Raw genomic sequence first — 21892 nt, forward strand, 5'->3', positions numbered from 1 at the left:
TGACGAGCTACAGCGATCAGGCCGGTCTCAACGGTCGTGCGGGAGGCGACCGGGAGGCGGCGGAACACCGCCCGATCGGTCTGCCGGAACTCGCCGCCGTCGTCGACCGGATCAGGGGCAACATCGAGAGCGTGATCGAGGGCAAGCCGGAGGCCGTCCGGATCGCCCTGACCGTCCTGCTCGCCGAGGGCCACCTGCTGCTGGAGGACGTGCCCGGCGTCGGCAAGACCATGCTGGCCAAGGCGCTCGCCCGCTCGGTCGACTGCACCGTGCGGCGGATCCAGTTCACCCCGGACCTGCTGCCCTCGGACGTCACCGGCACCAACATCTTCGACCAGCAGCAGCGTGACTTCGAGTTCCGCCCCGGCGCGATCTTCGCCCAGATCGTGGTCGGCGACGAGATCAACCGCGCCTCGCCGAAGACCCAGTCCGCGCTGCTGGAGTCGATGGAGGAGCGCCAGGTCACCATCGACGGCACCAGCTACCAGCTGCCCTCGCCGTTCATGGTCGTCGCCACCCAGAACCCGGTCGAGATGGAGGGCACCTACCCCCTCCCGGAGGCCCAGCGGGACCGCTTCATGGCCCGGATCTCGATGGGCTACCCCAGCGCCGAGGCCGAGTTCGCCATGCTCGACGTGCACGCCGGCGCCAGCCCGCTGGACGACCTCCAGCCGGTCGCCCACGCCTCCGACATCCTCAAGCTGATCGACCTGGTCCGCACCGTGCACGTCGCCGACCCGGTCCGGCGCTACGCCGTCGACCTGGTCGCCGCCACCCGCAACAGCCACGAGCTGCGCCTCGGCGCCTCCCCCCGGGCCACCCTGCACCTGGTCCGGGCCGCCCGCGCCGCCGCCGCCCTGGACGGCCGCGACTACGTCACCCCGGACGACCTCCAGCGGCTGGCCGTACCGGTGCTCGCCCACCGCCTGATGCCGACCGCCGAGACGCAGCTCAGCCGCCGCACCTCCGAGCAGATCGTCACCGACCTGGTCTCCCGCCTCCCGCTGCCGCGTCCGCAGGGCGGCCCGGCCGTCCGGAGGGGCTGAGGTGGGACCGTCCGGCGAACCGTCGGGCCTGCGGGCCGGCCTGCGCGGCCTCACCACCCGGGGGCGTTCCTTCCTCGCCGCCGGACTGACCGCGGTGGTCTGCTCCTACCTGCTCGGCCAGGACGCACTGCTGCGGGTCGGGGTCCTGCTCTCCGCGCTGCCGCTGGCCGCCGCGCTGCTGCTGGCCAACACCCGCTACCGGGTCGCCAGCGGCCGCCGGCTCAGCCCGCACCGGTCGGTGGCCGGCCAGGAGGCCCGGGTGCACCTGCGGGTGGACAACGTCTCCCGGGTGCCCACCGGCCTGCTGCTGCTGGAGGACAAGGTCCCGTACGTGCTCGGGCCCCGGCCCCGGTTCGTGCTGGACCGGGTCGAACCGCGCGGCCACCGCGAGGTCTCCTACCGGGTCCGCTCCGACCTGCGCGGCCGCTACCCGCTCGGCCCGCTCCAGCTGCGGCTGTCCGACCCGTTCGGGATGTGCGAGCTGAACCGCTCGTTCGCCGCCTCCGACGTGCTCACCGTCGTCCCGCAGGTGCTGCCGCTGCCGCACGTGCGGCTCACCGGCGAATGGGCCGGGCAGGGCGAGAGCCGTACCCGCTCGCTCGCGCTGGCCGGCGACGACGACGTCATCCTGCGCGAGTACCGGGCCGGCGACGACCTGCGCCGAGTGCACTGGAAGTCCACCGCCCGCTACGGCGAACTGATGGTCCGGCGCGAGGAGCAGCCCCGCCGCGCCCGCGCCACCGTGCTGCTGGACACCCGTGAGACCGGCCACCGGGGCAGCGGCCCGGCCTCCTCCTTCGAGTGGGCCGTCGCCTGCGCCGCCTCGGTCTCGGTGCACCTGCTGGAACGCGGCTACCAGACCCGGCTGCTCACCGACACCGGCCACGCCGTCCCCGGCGTCGAGGGCGACAACGGCCACACCGCCGCCGACACCTCCGGGGTGATCCTGGACGCGCTCGCCGTGGTCGACCTCTCCGACGGGGCCGGACTCTCCCGCGCCGAGGAGCCGCTGCGGGCCGGCGGCGAGGGCCTGCTGGTCGCCGTCCTCGGCGAACTCGACGAGGAGCAGACCGCCCGGCTCGCCCGGCTCCGCGGCCGCACCGGCGGCGCCGTCGTCCTCCTCCTCGACACCGGCACCTGGGCGGGCCTGCGCATGCTCGCCCCCGACACCGGCGGCGAGGAGTTCCGCGACCGGGCCCGCCGGCTGCGCGAGGCCGGCTGGACGGTGCTGACCGTCCGCGCCGGCGACTCCCTCCCCGACCTCTGGCGCGCCGCCGACCGGCCCGAGTCGTCCGCCCCCTACCGAGAAGAGGCCGGCGCGTGACCACCCGGGCCAAACTGACCGTGTACTCGGCGCTGGCCACCGCCCTGGCCGCGCTCTGCCTCACCCCGCTGCTGACCACCAAGGGCTGGATCACCCACGCCTTCCTGGTGGTCGCGGTCGTCGCGGCGGTCGGCGCCGGGCTGCGGCGCACGCCGTTCTACCGGTGGACCGTCCCGGCCGGCCAGGTGCTGGCGCTGTTCGTCCTGCTGCTGATCGGCTTCGCCTCCTCGGCCGCGGTCTTCGGCGGCCTGGTGCCCGGCCCCGAGTCGGTCCGGCTGCTCGGCCGGACCCTCACCCAGGGGCTGCACGACGTCCGTGACTACGCCATCCCCGCCCCGCCCAGCCCCGGGCTGCGGCTCATCCTGGTCGGCTCGGTCGGCCTGGTCGCCGTCGTGGTGGACGCCGTCGCGGTCACCTACCGGCGCTCGGCCCTGGCCGGGCTGCCGCTGCTCGCGCTCTACTCGATCGGCAACGGCCTGGCCGGGGACGACGGCAACTGGCTCTGGTTCGCCACCGCCGCCGCCGGCTACCTGGTGCTGCTCTTCGCGGAGGGCCAGGACCGGGTCTCCCGCTGGGGCCGGATCTTCCGCGGCTCCGACCGGGACGGCGAGGGCGCGAGCCCCGGCGCGCTCGGCCGCAGCGGCCGTCAGGTCGGCGTCCTGGCGCTGGCGTTCGCCCTGCTGCTGCCGGTCTTCCTGCCGCGCTGGGACTCCGGGCTGGTGCACAGCACCGCCGGCAACGGCACCGGCGGCCGCGGCGGCGCGGTCAGCAGCCTGGACCCGCTGGTCACCCTGACCGGCGCGATCCCCAAGCCGCGCAACGTCGAACTGTTCAGCTACAAGTCCGACAGCCCGGCCGCCGACTCCACCTATCTGCGCACCGGCTCGCTGGACGTCTTCGACGGCAGCAGCTGGCGGCGCGGCTCGACCGCCACGGTGCCGTTCACCGGTGTCTTCCCCTCCCCCGAGGGGCTGGCCGCCGTCGACCTGGCCGGGCAGCTGAAGGCCGAGGTCCGGATCGGCCCCCAGCTGGACGACGCCTGGCTGCCGATGCCCTACCCCCCGGTGGGCGTCACCCTGCGCGACAACTCCGCCTGGCAGCTCGACCCGGCCACCTCCAGCCTCCTGCCCGCCCGGGAGAAGGCGATCAAGGGCCTCAACTACACGGTCAACGCGCTGGACGTCCGGCCGACCGCGACCGTGCTGCGCACCGTGCCGACCGCGCCCGAGCGGATCCGCGACCAGTACCTGGCGGTGCCGCGCGACCTGCCGCCGGTGGTCCGGGACACCGCCCTGCGGGTCACCGGCCAGGCGAGGACCGGGTACGACAAGGCGGTCGCCCTGCGCGACTGGTTCACCGGCCCCGAGTTCACCTACGACGCCACCACCCGGACCGACAGCGGCAGCGACGCGATGAAGGACTTCCTGGAGCGCCGCCGCGGCTTCTGCGTGCACTTCGCGTCCACCATGGCCGTCATGGCCCGCATCCTGGGCGTCCCGGCCCGGGTCGCGCTGGGCTTCACCCCCGGCAACACCAAGGGCAACAACGTCTACGCGGTCACCGACGCGATGTACCACGCCTGGCCCGAGCTGTACTTCGAGGGCTACGGCTGGCTCCGGTTCGAACCCACCCCGACCCGCGGCGTGCAGCCCGACTACTCGGACCCGGTCTCCGCCCCGGCCACCCAGCCGACCACCCGGCCGACCGTCGAGCCGCAGGCCAGCGCGCCGGTCCAGCTGCCGTCCGCCAACGCGGACTGCGACGCGAAGCTGCGCCGGACCGGCGAATGCGGCGACCGGCGCGAGAGCGCCGGTGACACCGGCGCGGAGTCCCTGCTGCTCTCCGGAAAGGTCCTGGCCGGGCTGGCCGCGGCCGCGCTGGTGCTCCTGCTACTGCTCACCCCGATGGTCTGGCGGGCCCGGCTGCGCCGGCGCCGGCTGGGCGCGGGCGGGCGGCGGCGCCCCGGCGGACCGGGGCCGATCCGGCTCACCGACGCCCAGGTGCTGGCCGCCTGGGACGAGCTGGTCGACTCCGCCTGGGACCTCGGCATCCCGCCGGACGACTCGCGCACCCCGCGCGCCGCCGCCCGTCGGATCTCCGAGGCGGCCGAGCTGGACGAAGGCGCCACCGCGGCCGCCGGCCGGGTGGCGCTGGCCACCGAGCGAGTGCTCTACGCCCGTTCCGCCGAGGTCGAGGAACCGCTCGCGGCCGATGTCAGGACCGCCCGGGACGGCCTGCGGGCGCACGCCGGACGGCGCGGCCGGATCCGGGCCCTGGTGCTGCCGGCCTCCTCCGCCCAGCTGCGGTGGCGGATCTCGGAGGCCCTGCTGACCGCCCGGCTGGCGGTCGGTGGCCGGGCCGCCCGGACGGTCGGCGCGGTCACCGGGCCGGTCCGCCGGCTGGCCGCCCGCCGCCCCGGCCGGGGCGGCGGCGACGGGGCCCGCGGCGGCAAGGAGTCCTGACCCCGGGCCCGGACGCACCGAGGGCGGGCAGTCGATCGACTGCCCGCCCTCGGTGCGTCCGTACCGGCGGCGGTACGGACCTCAGGTCTCAGAATCCGCCACCGGTCTGCTCGTCGCGCCGACGCTGCCAGCGCTGCTCGACCCGGTCCATCATCCCGGCCTTGCGGCGCGGCACGGCGGCCGGACCGGGCTGCTGCGCCTGCCCGGCGGGACCGCGGCGCCAGCCCGTGACGGCGAAGACGGCGCACCCGAGCATCACCAGGAAACCGACCACGCTGACCCAGATCTGGTTGGGTACGACCATGCCGCCCATCAGCAGGCCGATACCGACCACGAAGCCGCCGACGGCCACGTAGACCCGTCGACGGGTGTAGGTGCGCAGACCGGTTCCCTCTAGCGCCGTAGCGAATTTGGGATCTTCGGCGTAGAGCGCTCGCTCCATCTGGTCGAGCAGTCGCTGCTCGTGCTCCGAGAGCGGCACGGAGTCCTCCTACTCGTCGGTCGCGGGTGCGACCGGTCCGCCGCCCCGGTCGGGGTGGCAAGTCCAATCAGCCTTCAGAACACGCGGTCGGACGCCTGTGCGGGGGCCCGGGCCCGTGTCGTCCATATGCCCCGAGCATCCGGCGGTCATGCTTTCCGGCTTTACCCAGATCATACGGTCCACGGGCTTGCGACGGAGTGGTCGACCACGCGTGGGCCCGGCCACTTCGGCGGCTCCTCGCCGCACCACACTCAACGCGGCGGGGGCCGGACTAGTGCCCGATCCGATGGAATCGGTCCGGACCTGGGGAGATCCCGAGGAGAAGGTGGGGGGACGGGCGGGGAAAGCACCGTCGCTCCGTCGGCGAACGGTGCGGGGCCGACCGGCGAACGGCGGTGGTCCGACCGGTCAGCCCAGGGTGGCCAGCAGGTGGAGCTGGGTCGCCACGGCGTGGAAGGCCGGCTGCCCGGCCGCGGCCTCCTCCAGCTTGAGCAGCGCCTCCATCGCGCCGGGCTCGGTGTCCACCAGGACGCCCGGGACCAGGTCGGCGAAGACCCGGACGCCGTGCACCGACTCGACCCGCAGGCCGGCGCCGACCGCCAGCCGGTCCAGCTCCTCGCCGGTGAAGCGGCGCGGCATCGGGTCGTGCTCGCCCCAGCGGCCGTCGTCGGCGCCCAGCACCGCGCGGGCCTCGGCGAAATGGCCGCCGAGCGCCCGGGCCAGCACCGCACCGTTGCGGTTGGCGGCCAGCAGGCTGACGAAGCCGCCCCGGCGCAGGGTGCCGGCCAGGCTGCCGAGCGCCTCCGCCGGGTCGTCCACGACCTCCAGCACGCCGTGGCAGAGCACCGCGTCGACGGTGCCGGGCGGGACCAGCTCGGGGAGCGTCTGGGTGTCACCCTGGACGGCGCGGACCAGATCGGTCACTCCGGCCTCGGCGGCCCGCCGCTCCAGGGCGAACAGCGCGTCCGGGCTCGGGTCGACCACGGTGACGCGGTGGCCCAGCCGGGCCACCGGCACGGCGAAGTTGCCGGTGCCGCCACCGGTGTCGACCACGTCGAGCACCGGCTGGTCCAGCTCGGCCACCCGCTTCTCCAGGGCGGCCCGCACCACCTCCCACACCACGGCGGTACGCAGGGCGCTGCGGGGACGCGTCGGGTACAAGGCGAGGCTCCTTGGCACGTGCAGGTTCAGGTCGGCTCCAACCTTAGACCGACCGCTCCCCCTCCCCCCTCCCCCGCCCCGGTCGGACCCGCCCCGATCAGTCGCCCTCCCGGGTGTCGGCGCCCTGGCCGCCCACCCCGTCCGCGCCCTCCAGCGGCAGCCGCGGGGCGGGTGGGGCGGCCCGCAGGCCGAGCAGACGCTCGACCAGCCGGAGGAACAGGGCGGAGTTGCGGATCAGGTCGTCGGCGTCACGGGCCGAGGCCGCACCCCTGATGCCCGCCTCGGCGGCCGCCCTGCGCCGCGCGCCCGCGGCGAAGTAGGGCGCCCACTCGGCGAGCTCGGGCGCCACCTCGGGCAGGACCTCCCAGGCGCTGCGGATCGCGCGCCGGCGGCGTTCGCTCTTCTCCGGACGGCCGCGCGCGGCGAGCACCGCGGCCACCGTGCGCAGCGCCGCGAGGTGTGCGGCGGCGTACCGCTCCAGCGGGTCGGCCAGGGAGCGGGCGCGGTCGAGGGTGCGGTGGGCCTCGGCCAGCAGGTCGAGGGCGGCGGGCGGGGCGGCGAGACGGCTGAGCACCGGATCGGCACCGGTACCGGCGGCGGGACGGTGGGCGGAGGACCGCTGCGCGGCCCCCGGTCGGTAGGCGGCGGAGTGGAGGCGGGCGGTGACGTGCTCAGGGTGACTGATGGTCATGGTCTCCCCCGTTCCGAGGCAGCGCGCGGACCGGGTGGTCCGTGCTCCTCCATCGTGAACGGCACCACTGACAATCCGGCCCGCCGGGAGTCCGTCCCCGGGGGCGGCCCGGCCGCCCCCGCCGGTCACCGAAGCGCCGTCCCCCACGGACGGCGCTTCGGAACTCCCGGTCCCCCGGAGGTGCCGGTCCCCCCTGACCCGCACCGCCGCCCCGTGCCGGCGGTGCGCGGTCTCCGACCGGCTCCGGGCGGACACCCCCTCCACGCGCTTCCGCCGGTCCCCCGTGACCGCCGGACGCCGATCGTCCGCCCCTCGGGGCGCAGGCGCCCGACGCGCCGCCGTCCCGGTAGCCACCACTGTGGCGTCTTCGCAGGTCGGGGGCCATCCGCGCAAGTACTCAATCGGGGATCTGAGTATCCGTACTCAGACGGTCGGGGCGGGAACCGCGGGCTCCGCCGACGGCGTCCGGGTACGGTACGGCGAGAGCGGACCGAACACCGGACCGGATCGCGAGCAGGAACAGGAAACGGACGGGGAACCGATGACGATCGTCCCGCTGATCTTCACCAGCGGACTGGCGAGCGGGATCAACGCGTACGCGGTGGTCCTGCTGCTCGGCCTGCTGGGCCGGTTCGGCGGAGCCGACTCGGTGCCGCCGGCCCTGGAGCGCACCGATGTGCTGATCGCCGCCGCCGTGCTCTTCCTGCTGGAGGCGGTGGCCGACAAGATCCCGTACGTGGACACCGTCTGGGACGCCGTCCACACCGTGATCCGCCCGATCGCCGGCGCCACCGTCGGCGCGCTGATCGCCGCCGCCACCACCGACCCGGGTTCGCTGGGCGAGGTCGCGGCGGGCGCGATGGGCGGCACCACGGCGCTGGTCAGCCATCTGGTGAAGGCTTCGCTGCGGATGGCGGTGAACACCTCGCCCGAGCCGGCCAGCAACATCGTGGTCTCACTGGCCGAGGACGTCTCGGTGGCCGGACTCGTCACCCTGGCGATCTTCCACCCGTGGCTGGCCGCCTCGATCTCCGCCGTACTGCTGCTGGTCGGCATCCTGCTGGTGTGGTTCGCGATCAACCGGATCCGCGCCTTCCGCGCCCGTCGCCGCGAACGCCGCGCCGCCCGCGCCGTCGCCTCCCCCGTGGCGGAGGCGACCCGGTACCGGATCTAGGATCGGGGCATGGCACGGATCGTCATCATCGGCGCAGGAATGAGCGGACTCGCGGTGGCCTCGCGGCTGGCGACCCTCGGGCACAAGGTGACGGTCTGCGAGGCACGCGACACCTACGGCGGCATGGTCGGCCGTTACGAGCGGGACGGTTTCGCCTTCGACACCGGCCCCGGCCTGCTCACCCTCCCCGCCGTCTACCGCGACCTCGCGCTGAAGACCGGGCGGGAGCCGCTGGAGGAACTGGTGCGGCTGCGCCCGGTCGATCCGGAGAGCCGGCACCTGTTCCCCGACGGCACGGCGGTGTCCCTCCCCAACGCCTCCCGGGGCGGGGTGGTCCAGGCCCTGGACGAGGCGTTCGGTCCCGGCTCCGGGGAACGGTGGGCCGCCGTGCTCAACCACGGCCGCACGGTCTGGGAGGCCACCCGCCGCCCGCTGCTGGAGGAACCGCTGCCGGCCGACCCCACGGCCCTGCACACCGACCCGTACCCGGTGCCGGGCGCGGCCCCGGTCCGGCGCGGCCTGTTCGGCCGGCGCCGGGCCCCGCGCCGGTGGACGCTCGCCGACGTCGCGGCGGAGGAGCTCGGCGGGCATCCCGGGCTGACCGCCCTGCTGCACGAGCACGCGCTGCGGTTCGGCCTCGACCCGCGCACCGCGCCCGCCGGGGCCACGGTGCTCCCGTACATGGAGCAGTCCTTCGGCGTCTGGTACGTCGAGGGCGGCCTGCGTGCCCTGGCCGACGCCTTCTTCCGCCGCTGCGAGCAGCGCAAGGTCGAGTTCCGGTTCGGGACGCCGGTGGCCCGGGTGGTGGTCGAGGACGGCCGGGTGACCGGGGTGCAGACCAAGGGCGACCGGATCGACGCCGACCTGGTGGTCTCCTCGATCGACGCGCGGGTGCTGCACACCCAGTGGATGGGCCCGGCCGAGAGCTCGGACGAGTGGCCCGCCTCGGCGTCCCGGCTGCACGGCGTCCCCGGACGGGTCGCGGTGCTGCTGGCGCTGCGCGGCGAACGCCCGGCGGGCGCCCCGCACCGCACGGTCGTGCACGCCGCCGACCCGGCCGCCGAGCTGGCGGGGGTGTTCGATCCGGCGTTGCCGCTGGACGGCCGGCCGACCGTCCAGGTGCTGCGGCCGGACGACCCCTCGTTGCACCCGGCGGGGCACGAGGCCGTGGTGCTGACCGCGACCACCCCGTCGCTGGACCTGGACTGGGGTGTGCCCGGCGTCCCGGAAGCCTTCGCCGACCGGATGCTCGACCACGTCGACGCGGCCGGCCTGGGACTGCGCGAGCGGATGCTCTGGCGGGTGGTCCGCACGCCCGAGCACACCGAGCGCGAGACCGGCTCGTTCTTCGGCTCCGTGCCGCCGCCCGCCCTCGCGGGCCTCGACGGCGACCTCCTGCAGGCCCCGAACGAGGACCGTCCGGGCCTCTACCTCACCGGCGGCGCCGCCCACCCGGGCGGCGGGCTGGCCCGGGTCGGCATGTCCGCGTGCATCGTGGCGAACCTCATCGGCCCGGCCTGAGCCGCGCCCGTCGCGCCGCCCGCCCCACGCCCCGACCGCGGGCCCGCCGGGTCAGCCCTGGTGCTGCTGCCAGGTGGGCCGCTGCTCGTAGCCGTACTGGTCGTACTGCGGCTGCTGGGGGATGCCGGCGGTGTGCTGCTGGTCCGGCTGCTGCTGGGCCTGCCACTGTTGCTGCTGGTCGTAGCCGTACTGACCGGTGTGCTGCTGCGCCGGGTCGTGCTGCTGCTCGTGCGGCTGGGCCTGCTGCTGGTAGGCCGCGTAGGGGTCCGGCTGTTGCTGGTAGCCGGCGTACGGGTCGTGCTGCTGGTAGCCGCCATAGCCCTGGTCGTAGCCGAACACCGGCTGCTGCTGGGCCTGCCACTGCTGCTGTTGCTGCTGGTCGTAGCCGTACTGGCCGGCCTGCTGCTGGAGCTGCTGCGCCGGGTCGTAGCCGGCCTGGTACGCCTCGGCGTAGGCGTCCTGCTGGGGCACCGCCTGGACGTTCTCGACCGCGTGCAGCACCTCGGTCCGCTGCTGCTCGTAGTAGGCGGCGGCGTACACCCCGTCGGTGGCCAGCTCCTGCATCTCGAAGGCGGCGGTCTGCTCGACGGGGGTCTCCTCCGGCGGGCGGGGCGCGCTGTCCGCGGCCCGCCCGGCCTCCTCGACCGCGCCGACCTCGCCGACCCGCGGCGCCGTGACCACGGCCGCGGCGGCGACCGCGCCGCCTCCCGTGAGCGCGCCGAGCAGCGGCACCTTGGCGAGCGGCCCGGGCAGGCTCCCGTCCGCGCGGCGCAGCGACCATCCGTTGCCGTACCCGCGCTTCACCGAGAGCGTGACGAAGGTCTGGCCGACCGCGAACATCGCGGCGCCCCCGCCGATCACCGGGACCGAGCCCATCGCCATGCCGCCGGCCACCGCGAGGAAGCCGACCAGGGCCAGGGCGCGCCAGTGCAGCGGGGCCCGGTTCTGGAACAGCAGCTCGGCGACCAGCCAGAGCGCCACCACCGCCAACGCGGCGTACAGCAGCAGGTATCCGATCCCCATCCCGCCCGCTACCTCCAGTCGCGTGCCCGCGCCCGCCGCGCGTGTGCGGCGACTGTACCCGTTCAACGGCCCGGGTACCGCATCGCGTTCCCACCCGTCGGGCGTACCGGGAAGGGCGCCCCGAGGGCTGGGAAGCGGGCAGTTCAGCGCTGGTGCAGACCGAGGTTCTGGTAGATCTCCAGGGTCGCGGTCGAGTGGTTCAGGGTGATGAAGTGCAGGCCCGGGGCACCCTCGGCGAGCAGCCGCTCGGACATCGCGGTGGCGTGCTCCATGCCGACCTCGCGCAGGGCCACCGGGTCGTCGATGACCGCGCGCAGTCCGGCCTCCAGCTCGGGCGGGAAGGGCGCGCCGCTCAGCTGGGGGAAGCGCTCCAGCTGCCGGGCGTTGGTGACCGGCATGATCTCCGGGATGATCGGCGTCTCGCAGCCGGCGGCCGTCACCCGGTCGCGCAGCCGCAGGTAGTCGTCGACCTCGAAGAACATCTGGGTGATGGCGTAGTCGGCGCCGGACCGGATCTTGGCCACGAAGTGCCGGATGTCCTCGTCCCAGTCGGTCGACCGCGGGTGCATGTTGGGCGAGGCCGCCACGCCGACGCAGAAGTCGCCGATGCCCTTGATCAGCTCGACCAGCTCGTAGGCGTAGGTGACGCCCTCGGGGTGGCTGACCCATTCGCCCATCGGGTCGCCGGGCGGGTCGCCGCGGACCGCGAGCACGTTCCGGACTCCCTGGTCGGCGTACTGGCCGATGATGTTGCGCAGTTCCGCGACCGAGTGGTCCACGGCGGTCAGGTGGGCGACCGGGGTGAGCGTGGTCTCGGTGGCGATCCGGCCGACCATGTTGACCGTGCGCTCCCGCGAGGAACCGCCGGCGCCGTAGGTCATGCAGACGAAGTTGGGGTCGAGCGGTTCGAGCCGCCGGATGGCGTCCCAGAGCTTCTGCTCGCCGACCTCGGTGCGCGGCGGCATGAACTCGAAGGAGAAGGACCGCTTTCCGGCCGCCAGCAGGTCGCGGACGGTCTGTGCGCGGTCCGGTCTGGTCGAAGCGATACCGAGTGCCATGGTGGCAGGTTAGCCGTCGGCGGAAGGGCGCGGACAACTCCGGTCCATCTTTTGAGACAGTGGATGGACCTGGGGCGAACCCCGGCGGGCCGGTGCGGGGGGCGGGCGCGACGGACGGATGAACGCCGCTTCACCCGTCCGGCCGGAACTCGCCCGTACGGTTGTTCTCCTCCGCCCCGGATACCCTTGCTGCACCACAGCTACCTCCGGAGCCCCATCGTGACCTCGTCCAGCCCGCGGCCGGCCAACCCCATTGACATGGAGGACGTGCGCGAGCGCGTCAACGCCGCCCTCGTCGGCTTCATGGACGGCCAGTCGGCCCTGCTCGGCAAGGTCTCCCCGCAGCTGGACCCGGTCACCGACGCGCTGCGCGACTTCCTGCTGGACGGCGGCAAGCGGCTCCGCCCGGCCTTCTGCTACTGGGGCTGGCGCGGCGCCGGCGGCCCGGCGCGGGGCGAGGGGATCACCCGGGCGGCGGCGGCGCTGGAGCTGCTCCAGGCCAGCGCGCTGGTCCACGACGACCTCATGGACCGCAGCGACACCCGGCGCGGCCTGCCCTCGGTGCACCGCCGGTTCGAGGCGCTGCACCGGGACCGGGGGTGGCGCGGCGACCGCGAGCAGTACGGCGCCTCGGCCGCGGTGCTGCTCGGCGACCTGCTGCTGATCTGGTGCGACGAGCTGTTCCTGAACTCCGGTCTGGACCCGGCGGCGGTGCTGGCGGCCAAGCCGATGTTCGACCTGATGCGCACCGAGGTCATGGTCGGCCAGTACCTGGACGTGCTGGAGCCGGTCGCCGGGGACTCCTCCGACGGTGGCGCGCTGGAGCGGGCGCAGACCGTCCTGCACTACAAATCGGCCAAGTACACGATCGAGCGGCCGCTCCAGGTCGGCGCGCTGCTCGCGGGCGCGGAGCCCCGGCTGGTGGAGGCGTACGGGGCGTTCGGCCTGCCGCTGGGCGAGGCGTTCCAGCTCCGGGACGACCTGCTCGGTGTGTTCGGCGACCCGGCGGTCACCGGCAAGCCGGCCGGCGACGACCTGCGCGAGGGCAAGCGGACGCTGCTGGTCGCGCACGCCATGCGGGGGCTGCCGGCCGCCGACGCGCGCCGGCTGGACGAGCGGCTGGGCGCACCCGACCTGACGCCCGCCGAGGTCACCGGGCTGCGCGAGCTGGTGGCCCGCAGCGGGGCGCCGGAGCGGGTGGAGCGGCGGATCGACGAGTTGCTGCGCCAGTCGCTGGGGGCACTGGAGGAGGCCCCGCTGGCGGACGGGCGTGCCCGGACGGCGCTGCTGGCGCTGGCCGAGGCCGCCACCGTCCGCAAGTACTGAGCCGGACCCACGTACTGACACGCACGTACTGGGACGCACCTACGGGGCCGGACGGACGACGACCCCGCAGGGCCCGCCGGGAGCCCGGGGAGGCCCGGCGGCCCCGGGGTCAGACGGCGCGCAGCCGCCGGGCGAACTCGGCGGCGGCCGCACCCGGGTCCTCGGCCGCGGTGACGGCCCGGACGACCACCACCCGGCGGGCCCCGGCGGCCAGCACCTGGTCCAGGTTGCCGAGGTCGATGCCGCCGATGGCGAACCAGGGCCGCCCGGTGGACAGCTTCGCCGCGTACTCGACCAGGCCGAGGCCCGGCGCGTAGCGGCCCGGCTTGGTCGGGGTCGGCCAGACCGGACCGGTGCAGAAGTAGTCGACGCCGGGCTCGACGGCCGCCGCGTCCACCTCCGACTCGGCGTGGCAGGAGCGTCCGATCAGCACGTCCTCGCCGAGGATCGCCCGGGCGGCCGGCACCGGCAGGTCGTCCTGCCCGAGGTGCAGCACGTCCGGGCCGGCCGCGTGCGCGACATCGGCCCGGTCGTTGACCGCGAGCAGCTTGCCGTGCCGACGGCAGGCGTCGGCGAGGACCTCCAGCGCGGCCAGCTCCTGCTTGGCCTCCAGGCCCTTGTCCCGGAGCTGGACGATGTCCACTCCGCCGGCCAGCGCGGCGTCCAGGAACTCGGCCAGGTCGCCCCGCTCGCGCCGGGCGTCGGTGCACAGGTAGAGCCGGGCGTCGGCGAGCTGTCCGCGCCGGTCGGTCACCACGCCATCGCCTGGGCGCGCCGCTTCACCTCGGTGGCCCGGTTCTCGCACAGCGCCTGCATCGGGGTGCCGGGCAGCGACGGGTCCTCGGTGAACATCCACACCAGGATCTCGTCGTCCTTGAAGCCGCTGTCGCGCAGCACCGTCACCGTGCCGATCAGGTGCTTCACCGGGCCGGTCTCGTCGATGAACGCCGCCGGGACCTGCAGCGACTTGTTGGGGCCGCGGCGGACGGCGATCAGCTCACCCTTCTTGACCATGTTGCGGATCTCGGTGACCACCACACCCCACCGCTCGGAGATGTCGGGCAGGTAGACCCACGCGGGGACCAGGGATTCAATCTTGGCTTCGATCTCACTCACCCCACCAGACTGCCACCTCCGCGGCCCCCCGCGCACCACTCGGCCCTCCGGCGGCTATCCGGCGAGCGCCGACTTCAGCGGGACGGCCGGGTCGGCCGCCCGGGCCGGGTCCAGTACGGCGGCGCGTTCGACCAGCCGCCGGCCCTGGGTGAGGTCGCGCGGCCGGTCCACCGTGAGCAGCGCCCGCAGGACGCCGTCGCGCAGCCACAGCACCGACCAGTCGGCGTCGGCGGGTGAGCCGCGCCACAGCGGTTCGTCGTCCGCGCCGTGCCGTCCGGCGTACTGCACCATCCGCCCGAACTGCTCCGACCAGAAGTACTGCACCGGGTCGTACGGCGGCGCGTCCGTCCCGAGCAGGGTGGCGGCGGCGGCCTCGCCGGACTGCAGCGCGTGGTCCCAGTGCTGGACGGTCAGCCGGGTGCCGGAGCGGGCCGAGGGGTAGCCGACGCAGTCGCCGGCCGCGAGGACGCCCGGCACGGTGGTACGCAGCCGCCCGTCCACCAGGACGGCGCCGGCCGCGTCCAGCGCGACGCCGGTGCCGGCCAGCCAGCCGGTGGCCGGGCGGGCGCCGACGCCGACCACGACCTCGTCCGCGGGCAGCCGCGAGCCGTCGGCGAGCAGCACCGCGCCCGGTTCGACGGCGGCCACGCCGGTGCCGCAGCGCAGCACGGTCCCGGCCTCGGCGTACCAAGCGGCCATCGCCCGGCCGATCTCGGTGGGCAGCGCGCCGGGGACGGGCGCCGGGCCGGCCTCGACCACGGTCACCTCGCAGCCGGCCGCCCGGGCGGCGGTGGCCACCTCGGCGCCGATCCAGCCCGCGCCGACCAGCACCAGGCGCAGGCCGGGCCGGAGCAGGGCGCGCAGCGCCAGCGCGTCGTCCAGGGTGTGCAGCAGGTGGGCCCGCTCGGCGCCGGGCAGGACCCGCGGTTGGGAGCCGGTGGCGATCACCAGCGCGTCGTACCGGACGTCCCCGGCGTCGGTGTGCAGGGTGCCGGCCGGTCCGGGGCCGCCGTCGGGGGTGAGCCCGGTGGCGCGGCGGCCGGTGAGCAGCTCGACGTCGAGCCGGTCGAAGTCGAGGTCGAGGGAGGTGCTGTCGCTCCTGCCGAGCAGGACGTCCTTGGAGAGCGGCGGCCGGTCGTAGGGCGGGTGCCGCTCCTCGCCGACCAGCGTGATCCGCCCCTCCCAGCCGTCCCGCCGCAGCACCGCGGCGCACTGCGCCCCGGCCAGCCCCGCGCCCGCCACGACCACCCGGTCCGTCCGTCCCGTCCCGCTCAGCTCAGCCACGTCCGTCACTGTACTGAGGCCGGTCGCAGGTCCTCGGACGTAGGTCCGCCGCTCACGGGGGCCCTGTGCGGGCACCTTCAGCGGCCGGACCCCCCGGAGTTAAGGTGGGAGCACCATCACGGGAGCCCGGCGGACCGGGCTGAGAGGCGGGCTGGCACGGCCCGCGACCGTCCGAACCTGATCCGGGTCATACCGGCGAAGGGAGAGCAGCGACTTTGACACGCTTGGCACCGGACGACCGCGCCGAGGTGCTGGTGGTCGGCGGCGGGATCATCGGGCTCGTGGTCGCCTGGCGGGCGGCCCGGCGGGGCCTCGGGGTCACCGTGCTCGACCCGGCCCCCGGCGGCGGCGCCGCACAGGTCGCGGCCGGCATGCTCGCCCCGGTCACCGAACTCCAGTACGGCGAGGAACCCCTGCTCCGCCTCGGCACGGCCTCCAACGCGCGCTGGGCGGACTTCGCCGCCGAACTCACCGAGGCGAGCGGCGGTCTGGACACCGGCTACCGGCAGTGTGGCACCCTCGCCGTCGCGCTGGACTCCGACGACCGCGAGGAACTGCGCGAACTGCACGCCTTCCACCGGCGGCTCGGCCTGGACTCGCAGTGGCTCACCGGCCGCGAGGCCCGCCGGCTGGAACCGATGCTCGCCCCCGGTGTGCGCGGCGGACTGCACGTCACCGACGACCACCAGGTGGACGGCCGTCGGCTGGCCGCCGCCCTGGTCCGGGCCTGCGAACGGGCCGGTGTGCTGCTGCGCCGCGCCGAGGCCGCCGAGCTGCTGGTCGAGGGCGACCGGGCGACCGGCGTCCGGCTCGCCGACGGCACGGTGCTCGCCGCCGGGCGGGTGGTGCTCGCGGCCGGCTCGCGCAGCCACCTGCTGCCCGGCCTGCCCCCCGGTGTGCTGCCCGCGATCCGCCCGGTCAAGGGCCAGGTGCTGCGGCTGCGGGTGCCGCCGGCCTACCGGCCGTTCCTGTCCCGCAACGTCCGCGCCGTCGTCCGCGGCGGCCACATCTACCTGGTGCCGCGCGCCGACGGCGAGCTGGTGATCGGCGCGACCACCGAGGAGCAGGGCCACGACACCACGGTCACCGCCGGCGGGGTCTACGAGCTGCTGCGCGACGCGCACGAGCTGGTGCCCGGCCTCACCGAGCTGCCGCTGGTGGAGACCGGCGCCGGGCTGCGGCCCGGCTCACCGGACAACGCGCCGCTGCTCGGCCCGACCGCCCTGCCCGGCCTGGTCGCCGCGACCGGCCACTACCGCAACGGCGTGCTGCTGACGCCCGTCACCGGCGACCTCCTCGCCGAGTACCTGGCCACCGGCGACGTGCCGGAGCTCGCCCGCCCGTTCTCCCCCCACCGATTCACGAAGGTCCCGGCATGAGCCCCCGCAGCAGCGACACCCCTCCCCACGTCCGGCTGAGCGTCAACGGCGAGCCGCGCGAGGTGCCCGCCTCGACCACCCTGGCCGAGGTGGTCGCCACCCTCAGCGAGGCCCACTCCGGGGTCGCCGCCGCCCTCAACGAGACCGTGGTGCCGCGCACCCGGTGGCCGCTCACCGCGCTGTCCGCGGGTGACCGGATCGAAATCCTCACCGCCGTCCAGGGGGGCTGACCGATGGCCGACGACCTTCTCACCATCGCCGGGACGTCCTTCTCCTCCCGGCTGATCATGGGCACCGGCGGCGCCCCCAGCCTGGAGGTGCTGGAGCAGGCCCTCCAGGTGTCCGGCACCCAGCTGACCACGGTGGCGATGCGCCGGGTCGACGCCGGCACCCAGGGCTCGGTGCTCGACGTCCTGACCCGCAACGGCATCCGCGTCCTGCCCAACACGGCGGGCTGCTTCACCGCCGGCGAGGCCGTGCTGACCGCCCGGCTGGCCCGCGAGGCGCTCGGCACCGACTGGGTGAAGCTGGAGGTGATCGCCGACGAGCGGACCCTGCTGCCGGACCCGATCGAGCTGCTGGACGCCGCCGAGACCCTGGTCGACGACGGCTTCACGGTGCTGCCGTACACCAACGACGACCCGGTGCTGGCCCGCAAGCTGGAGGACGTCGGCTGCGCGGCGGTCATGCCGCTGGGCTCGCCGATCGGCTCCGGCCTGGGCATCCGCAACCCGCACAACTTCCAGCTGATCGTGGAGGGCGCCGGGGTCCCGGTGATCCTGGACGCCGGTGCCGGCACCGCCTCGGACGTCGCGCTGGCGATGGAGCTGGGCTGCGCCGCGGTGATGCTGGCCTCCGCCGTCACCCGGGCCCAGGACCCGGTGCTGATGGCCGACGCGATGCGGCACGCCGCCGAGGCCGGACGGCTGGCCCACCGGGCCGGCCGGATCCCGCGCCGCTTCCACGCCGAGGCGTCCTCCGCGATGGCCGGCCGCGCGGCCCTGGACACCCGGGAGCGGCCCGCGTTCTGAGTCCTCGCCCGCTCGCCTCCGGGGCCGGGCACGGCCCCGGAGGCGAGCGCGCGGGGCGGTCGTCCGTGGGTCCGTCCGTCGGTCCGTCCGGTGTCACAAACCGGGCACAGAGCGGCTCCGGGGGCGGTGTCCCCCGGAGCCGCTCCGCGCCCGGCACTAGACTCGCCGGGTGGACATGGCCCTGCGCGACCCCCTGATCGGTGCCCTGCTCGACGGCCGGTACCGGGTCGAGCGGCGGATCGCCGCCGGTGGGATGTCCACCGTGTACCGGGGCACCGACACCCGGCTCGACCGGGTCGTGGCGCTCAAGGTGATGCACCCATCGCTGGCCGGGGACGCCGCGTTCACCGCCCGCTTCATCCGCGAGGCCAAGGCCGTCGCCCGGCTCGCGCACCCCAACGTGGTCAACGTCTTCGACCAGGGCGCGGACGACGGCCATGTCTTCCTCGCCATGGAGTACGTGCCCGGCGGCACCCTGCGCGACCTGCTGAGCGACCGCGGCGCGCTCTCCATCCGGGCCGCGCTGGACATCCTGGAGCCGGTGCTCGCCGCGCTCGGCGCCGCCCACCGGGCCGGGCTGGTGCACCGCGACGTCAAGCCCGAGAACGTCCTGATCACCGACGACGGCCTGGTCAAGGTCGCCGACTTCGGCCTGGTCCGGGTGCTGAACGCCGCCGACGGCGCGGCCTCCTCCGCCGGCCCGACCGGCGGGACCGTGCTCGGCACCGTCTCCTACCTGGCACCCGAGCAGATCCGCCCCGGCGCCGACACCGACCGGCGGGTGGACGTCTACGCGGCCGGCATCCTGCTGTACGAGATGCTCACCGGCGCCCGTCCGCACACCGGCGAGAACCCGGTCCAGGTGATGTACCGGCATCTGCACGAGGACGTCCCGCCGCCGTCCGCGACCGTGCCCGGCGTGGTGCCCGAGCTGGACGCGATAGTGGCCGGGGCCTGCGCCCGCGACCGCGACCTCCGCCCGTACGACGCGGTGGAACTGCTCGCCGCGCTCCAGCGGGTCCGCCGCGGGCTCACTCCGGCCCAGCTGGACGCCGAACCGCCCGCCTCCACCCGTTCCACCCCCCGGTACCCGACCGGCGAGGCGACCTCGGTGCTCACCCCGGTCCTCGCCGCGGCGGCCCCGGTCGAGCGCACCAGCGTGCTGGACGTGCCGCCGGACGTCATGGACCAGTTGCTCACCGAGCCCCGACCGTACGACGAGCCGCCGCCGGTCCGGGCGCGCCGCTCCCGCCGGTCCGGGTCCGCCCGGCGGCGGCTGCCGCGCAAGCCGCTGATCTGGGCGGCCGTGCTCACCGCCCTGGTGCTGCTGGTCGGCGGGGCGACGTACGCGATCTCGGGCGCCGTCTACGGCACGGTGCCCGGGGTGCTCGGCAAGGACCGGGCGGAGGCGGAACGGATCCTCGACGCCGCCGGCATGCACGGGCGGATCACCGAGGTGTACAGCGAGTCCGTCCCGGCCGGCCAGGTGGTCGCGGCCGACCCCGGGGTCGGCACCCGGTCCCGGAAGAGCGACACCGTGACGCTCACCGTCTCGCGCGGGCCGAAGCGGATCGCCGTACCGGACCTGGCCGGCCGGACCTCCGCGCAGGCCGCCTCGGCCCTGGCCGGGGCGCAGCTGGCGGCCGGCACGGTGAGCACGGTGTTCAGCGACACCGTGCCCGAGGGCTCGGTGATCAGCAGCTCGCCCGCCGCCGGGGAGCAGGTGGCGGAGAACACGCCGGTGGCGCTGGTGGTCAGCAAGGGCATGGTGGCGGTCCCGGACGTGACCGGGATGAGCAAGGAGGCCGCGGAGAAGGCGCTCCAGGCGGCCGGGTTCGCGATGCAGAGCAGCGGGGTCAACCTGTTCGGCACCGGCAAGGTGACCGGTCAGTCCCCGGCGGCCGGCGAGCGCAAGCCGCAGCGCACCGTGGTGACGGTCACCTTCCCGTTCTTCTAGACCGCCTTCCGGACCGCCCGGAGCACCCGGACCGGACGGCTGCTATCGGAGCGGGCCGTCGCCCGGCTCCTCCTGGTGGGAGTAGCGCTGCTCGCGCCACGGGTCGGCCCGGTTGTGGTAGCCGCGCTCCTCCCAGAAGCCGCGCCGGTCGGCCCGCATGTACTCGACCGCCCGCACCCATTTGGGCCCCTTCCAGGCGTACAGCCGGGGGACGACCAGTCGGACCGGGAAGCCGTGCTCGGCGGTGATCGTCTCCCCGTTGCGGTGGGTGGCGAGCAGGGTGTCGGGGGCGGCGAAGTCGGCGAGCCGCAGATTGGCGCTGTAGCCGTACTCGGCCCAGACCATGACGTGCGTGACATCCCGGTCCGGGGGTACCAGATCGAGCAGCAGTGCGGCGGGCACCCCGGTCCAGTCGCTGTCGAGCACCGAGAAGCGGGTGACGCAGTGCAGGTCGGCCCGGACGGTGGTGCGGGGCAGGGCGTCGAAGCCCTCGAAGTCCCAGCTGTGCTTCTCGGCCGAGGCGGTCGCGCCGAACACCTGGAGATCCCAGGTCAGGGGCTTGAACCGGGGCACCGGTCCGTAGTGGAGGGCGGGCCAGCCGCGTTGGACCCGCTGGCCCGGCGGGAGCCCGGGGTCAGACGGCGACGACGGTTCTTGTTCGGACTGACCCATGGATCCATGGTGACAGACGGCGGGCGGCGGGCCGCGCGCGCCCCTTTGCCACCTCGCACGCCCCGCTCGTACGGCTCAAGCTCCTGGCAAATCGGATATTCCGACACATGTCCTAGTGAGTGTGAACTTACTGGAATTCCCTCCCGCCCCGGTGCCAGGATGCGCGTGGAGCCGGAGGGTAACGGCCGTGTCCCGCACGCACAGCAGGAAGGCAGCGCCATGAAGGGCGACACCGAGGTCATCGAGTTCCTCAACGAGCAGCTCACCGCCGAGCTGACCGCGATCAATCAGTACTTCCTGCACGCCAAGATGCAGGAGAACTTCGGCTGGACGAAGCTCGCCAAGTACACCCGGCACGAGTCCTTCGACGAGATGAAGCACGCCGAGGTGCTCACCGACCGGATCCTCTTCCTCGACGGGCTGCCCAACTACCAGCGGCTGTTCCACGTCCGGATCGGCCAGACGGTCAAGGAGATGTTCGAGGCCGACCGGCAGGTCGAGGTCGAGGCGATCGACCGGCTCAAGCGCGGGATCGTGGTGATGCGCGCCAAGAACGACGTCACCTCGGCGAACATCTTCGAATCGATCCTGGAGGACGAGGAGCACCACATCGACTACCTCGACACCCAGCTCGAACTGCTGGAGAAGCTCGGGGAGGCGCTCTACCTCGCGCAGCTGATCGAGCAGCCGGAGTCCTGACCGGGCCGGACTCCCGAGCGGGGCCGGGCGCCGTGACCCGCGGGCCGGGGCTCAGGCGACGCGCAGTACCGCCACCGGCGATATCGCCGAGCCCGACACCGGCACCGGTGCCGGATCCGGCTCGGAGTCGGCACCCGGGTCGGCCAGGCCCAGCTTGGCGGCCAGCCGGGCGGTCGGGCAGGGCCGGGCGCCGTGCTCGCCGAGCAGGGCCTGGATGCGCCGCACGCAGGATCCGCAGTCGGTGCCGGCCTTGCAGCCCTGGGCGATCCGGCGCGGGGTGTCGGCCCCCGCGTCGATCGCCCGCTTCACCTGGTCCTCGGTGACCGCATGGCACATGCACACGTACATCGCGGAATCTCCCGGGGCGAAGCGAGTGGATCTTGACTAAGGCTTGCCTTAGTTCACTAAGCCTCACCTTACCCGGCGATCCGGGTACGCAAAAGCCTCTCCGGCCGGGGAAAACCCCAGGCCGGAGAGGCTTCGCTCA

General features: G+C 74.7%; 21 protein-coding genes and 1 riboswitch. Of the genes, 11 read left to right on the forward strand and 10 right to left on the reverse strand.

The window, feature by feature from the left end:
- Positions 1-74 precede the first annotated feature (74 nt).
- Genes ACIQ9P_RS02040 through ACIQ9P_RS02050 form a run of 3 tightly spaced genes read left to right on the forward strand, consistent with a single transcriptional unit; the run spans position 75 to position 4832 of the window.
- Complete coding sequence (locus tag ACIQ9P_RS02040; RefSeq protein WP_402349821.1) at positions 75-1046, forward strand: AAA family ATPase; 972 nt, start codon at positions 75-77, stop codon at positions 1044-1046.
- Between the two features lies 1 nt (position 1047).
- The gene (locus tag ACIQ9P_RS02045; protein WP_402348175.1) at positions 1048-2370 is read left to right on the forward strand and encodes a DUF58 domain-containing protein; all 1323 of its coding nucleotides are present in this window, start codon (positions 1048-1050) and stop codon (positions 2368-2370) included.
- Positions 2367-4832 carry a DUF3488 and DUF4129 domain-containing transglutaminase family protein gene (locus ACIQ9P_RS02050; protein WP_402348177.1) on the forward strand — a complete coding sequence of 822 codons (2466 nt, stop codon included), beginning with the start codon at positions 2367-2369 and terminating at the stop codon, positions 4830-4832. The genes ACIQ9P_RS02045 and ACIQ9P_RS02050 overlap by 4 nt, the downstream gene beginning before the upstream one ends.
- Before the next feature lie 88 nt (positions 4833-4920).
- Here ACIQ9P_RS02050 and ACIQ9P_RS02055 read toward each other — a convergent pair whose 3' ends face one another.
- The 3 genes from ACIQ9P_RS02055 to ACIQ9P_RS02065 form a co-directional block, all read right to left on the reverse strand.
- A complete protein-coding gene (locus tag ACIQ9P_RS02055) occupies positions 4921-5313 on the reverse strand; it encodes a DUF3040 domain-containing protein (RefSeq protein ID WP_402348180.1) in 393 nt (130 codons plus the stop codon).
- A gap of 408 nt (positions 5314-5721) precedes the next feature.
- The gene (locus ACIQ9P_RS02060) at positions 5722-6474 is read right to left on the reverse strand and encodes a methyltransferase domain-containing protein (RefSeq protein WP_402348183.1); all 753 of its coding nucleotides are present in this window, start codon (positions 6472-6474) and stop codon (positions 5722-5724) included.
- A 97-nt stretch (positions 6475-6571) separates the two neighbouring features.
- The gene (locus ACIQ9P_RS02065; RefSeq protein ID WP_402348186.1) at positions 6572-7165 is read right to left on the reverse strand and encodes an SAV_6107 family HEPN domain-containing protein; all 594 of its coding nucleotides are present in this window, start codon (positions 7163-7165) and stop codon (positions 6572-6574) included.
- 541 nt (positions 7166-7706) lie between these two features.
- Here ACIQ9P_RS02065 and ACIQ9P_RS02070 point away from each other — a divergent pair.
- Complete coding sequence (locus tag ACIQ9P_RS02070) at positions 7707-8339, forward strand: DUF4126 domain-containing protein (protein ID WP_402348189.1); 633 nt, start codon at positions 7707-7709, stop codon at positions 8337-8339.
- A 9-nt stretch (positions 8340-8348) separates the two neighbouring features.
- Positions 8349-9860, forward strand: a complete 1512-nt coding sequence (locus ACIQ9P_RS02075; RefSeq protein WP_402348192.1) for a phytoene desaturase family protein — start codon at positions 8349-8351, stop codon at positions 9858-9860.
- A 51-nt stretch (positions 9861-9911) separates the two neighbouring features.
- Here ACIQ9P_RS02075 and ACIQ9P_RS02080 read toward each other — a convergent pair whose 3' ends face one another.
- Positions 9912-10883, reverse strand: coding sequence for a hypothetical protein (locus tag ACIQ9P_RS02080; protein ID WP_402348195.1), 972 nt, complete (start codon positions 10881-10883; stop codon positions 9912-9914).
- Positions 10884-11026: 143 nt separating this feature from the next.
- Positions 11027-11941 (reverse strand): methylenetetrahydrofolate reductase [NAD(P)H], encoded by a 915-nt coding sequence (gene metF, locus ACIQ9P_RS02085; protein WP_402348198.1) that lies wholly within the window; start codon positions 11939-11941, stop codon positions 11027-11029.
- A gap of 219 nt (positions 11942-12160) precedes the next feature.
- Between metF and ACIQ9P_RS02090 the strand changes: the two genes are divergently transcribed.
- Complete coding sequence (locus ACIQ9P_RS02090) at positions 12161-13267, forward strand: polyprenyl synthetase family protein (RefSeq protein WP_402348201.1); 1107 nt, start codon at positions 12161-12163, stop codon at positions 13265-13267.
- Positions 13268-13376: 109 nt separating this feature from the next.
- Here the strand turns inward: ACIQ9P_RS02090 and thiE are convergent, their stop codons facing one another.
- From thiE to ACIQ9P_RS02105, 3 genes are read right to left on the reverse strand one after another with little or no spacing between them, the layout of a single operon-like run.
- Entirely contained in the window at positions 13377-14021 is a 645-nt protein-coding gene (gene thiE / locus ACIQ9P_RS02095; RefSeq protein WP_402348204.1) for a thiamine phosphate synthase, read from the reverse strand.
- On the reverse strand, positions 14018-14383 hold the full coding sequence (locus ACIQ9P_RS02100) for an Rv2175c family DNA-binding protein (protein WP_402348207.1): 366 nt from the start codon (positions 14381-14383) through the stop codon (positions 14018-14020). The genes thiE and ACIQ9P_RS02100 overlap by 4 nt, the downstream gene beginning before the upstream one ends.
- A gap of 54 nt (positions 14384-14437) precedes the next feature.
- Positions 14438-15667: an NAD(P)/FAD-dependent oxidoreductase gene (locus tag ACIQ9P_RS02105; RefSeq protein WP_402348210.1), complete on the reverse strand. Its 1230-nt coding sequence runs from the start codon at positions 15665-15667 to the stop codon at positions 14438-14440.
- A 108-nt stretch (positions 15668-15775) separates the two neighbouring features.
- A riboswitch (TPP riboswitch) is annotated at positions 15776-15888 on the forward strand.
- On the opposite strand from ACIQ9P_RS02105, the gene thiO reads away from it, so the two are divergent.
- From thiO to pknB, 4 genes are all read left to right on the forward strand, one after another.
- Positions 15883-17046 (forward strand): glycine oxidase ThiO, encoded by a 1164-nt coding sequence (gene thiO, locus ACIQ9P_RS02110; protein ID WP_402348213.1) that lies wholly within the window; start codon positions 15883-15885, stop codon positions 17044-17046. It overlaps the preceding riboswitch by 6 nt.
- The gene (gene thiS, locus ACIQ9P_RS02115; RefSeq protein ID WP_402348216.1) at positions 17043-17276 is read left to right on the forward strand and encodes a sulfur carrier protein ThiS; all 234 of its coding nucleotides are present in this window, start codon (positions 17043-17045) and stop codon (positions 17274-17276) included. The genes thiO and thiS overlap by 4 nt, the downstream gene beginning before the upstream one ends.
- Positions 17277-17279: 3 nt before the next feature.
- On the forward strand, positions 17280-18077 hold the full coding sequence (locus ACIQ9P_RS02120) for a thiazole synthase (RefSeq protein WP_402348219.1): 798 nt from the start codon (positions 17280-17282) through the stop codon (positions 18075-18077).
- A 175-nt stretch (positions 18078-18252) separates the two neighbouring features.
- Positions 18253-20034 (forward strand): Stk1 family PASTA domain-containing Ser/Thr kinase, encoded by a 1782-nt coding sequence (pknB, locus tag ACIQ9P_RS02125; RefSeq protein WP_402349824.1) that lies wholly within the window; start codon positions 18253-18255, stop codon positions 20032-20034.
- 42 nt (positions 20035-20076) lie between these two features.
- Here pknB and ACIQ9P_RS02130 read toward each other — a convergent pair whose 3' ends face one another.
- Entirely contained in the window at positions 20077-20706 is a 630-nt protein-coding gene (locus tag ACIQ9P_RS02130; protein ID WP_402348222.1) for a sulfite oxidase-like oxidoreductase, read from the reverse strand.
- A 219-nt stretch (positions 20707-20925) separates the two neighbouring features.
- Between ACIQ9P_RS02130 and bfr the strand changes: the two genes are divergently transcribed.
- The gene (bfr, locus tag ACIQ9P_RS02135; RefSeq protein ID WP_030391478.1) at positions 20926-21405 is read left to right on the forward strand and encodes a bacterioferritin; all 480 of its coding nucleotides are present in this window, start codon (positions 20926-20928) and stop codon (positions 21403-21405) included.
- Between the two features lie 51 nt (positions 21406-21456).
- Here the strand turns inward: bfr and ACIQ9P_RS02140 are convergent, their stop codons facing one another.
- Positions 21457-21753, reverse strand: coding sequence for a bacterioferritin-associated ferredoxin (locus tag ACIQ9P_RS02140; protein WP_402348226.1), 297 nt, complete (start codon positions 21751-21753; stop codon positions 21457-21459).
- Between the last annotated feature and the right edge of the window lie 139 nt (positions 21754-21892).

The sequence above is a fragment of the Kitasatospora sp. NPDC094019 genome, from assembly GCF_044764505.1.
Taxonomy (GTDB): Bacteria; Actinomycetota; Actinomycetes; order Streptomycetales; family Streptomycetaceae; genus Kitasatospora.

Excerpts from the sequence above, each read along its gene's own strand:
- ACIQ9P_RS02065 (WP_402348186.1), bottom strand. The coding sequence starts at position 7,165 with ATGACCATCAGTCACCCTGAGCACGTCACCGCCCGCCTCCACTCCGCC.
- ACIQ9P_RS02070 (WP_402348189.1), top strand. The coding sequence starts at position 7,707 with ATGACGATCGTCCCGCTGATCTTCACCAGCGGACTGGCGAGCGGGATC.
- ACIQ9P_RS02075 (WP_402348192.1), top strand. The coding sequence starts at position 8,349 with ATGGCACGGATCGTCATCATCGGCGCAGGAATGAGCGGACTCGCGGTG.
- ACIQ9P_RS02080 (WP_402348195.1), bottom strand. The coding sequence starts at position 10,883 with ATGGGGATCGGATACCTGCTGCTGTACGCCGCGTTGGCGGTGGTGGCG.
- metF (WP_402348198.1), bottom strand. The coding sequence starts at position 11,941 with ATGGCACTCGGTATCGCTTCGACCAGACCGGACCGCGCACAGACCGTC.
- thiS (WP_402348216.1), top strand. The coding sequence starts at position 17,043 with ATGAGCCCCCGCAGCAGCGACACCCCTCCCCACGTCCGGCTGAGCGTC.
- ACIQ9P_RS02120 (WP_402348219.1), top strand. The coding sequence starts at position 17,280 with ATGGCCGACGACCTTCTCACCATCGCCGGGACGTCCTTCTCCTCCCGG.
- pknB (WP_402349824.1), top strand. The coding sequence starts at position 18,253 with ATGGCCCTGCGCGACCCCCTGATCGGTGCCCTGCTCGACGGCCGGTAC.
- ACIQ9P_RS02130 (WP_402348222.1), bottom strand. The coding sequence starts at position 20,706 with ATGGGTCAGTCCGAACAAGAACCGTCGTCGCCGTCTGACCCCGGGCTC.
- bfr (WP_030391478.1), top strand. The coding sequence starts at position 20,926 with ATGAAGGGCGACACCGAGGTCATCGAGTTCCTCAACGAGCAGCTCACC.
- ACIQ9P_RS02140 (WP_402348226.1), bottom strand. The coding sequence starts at position 21,753 with ATGTACGTGTGCATGTGCCATGCGGTCACCGAGGACCAGGTGAAGCGG.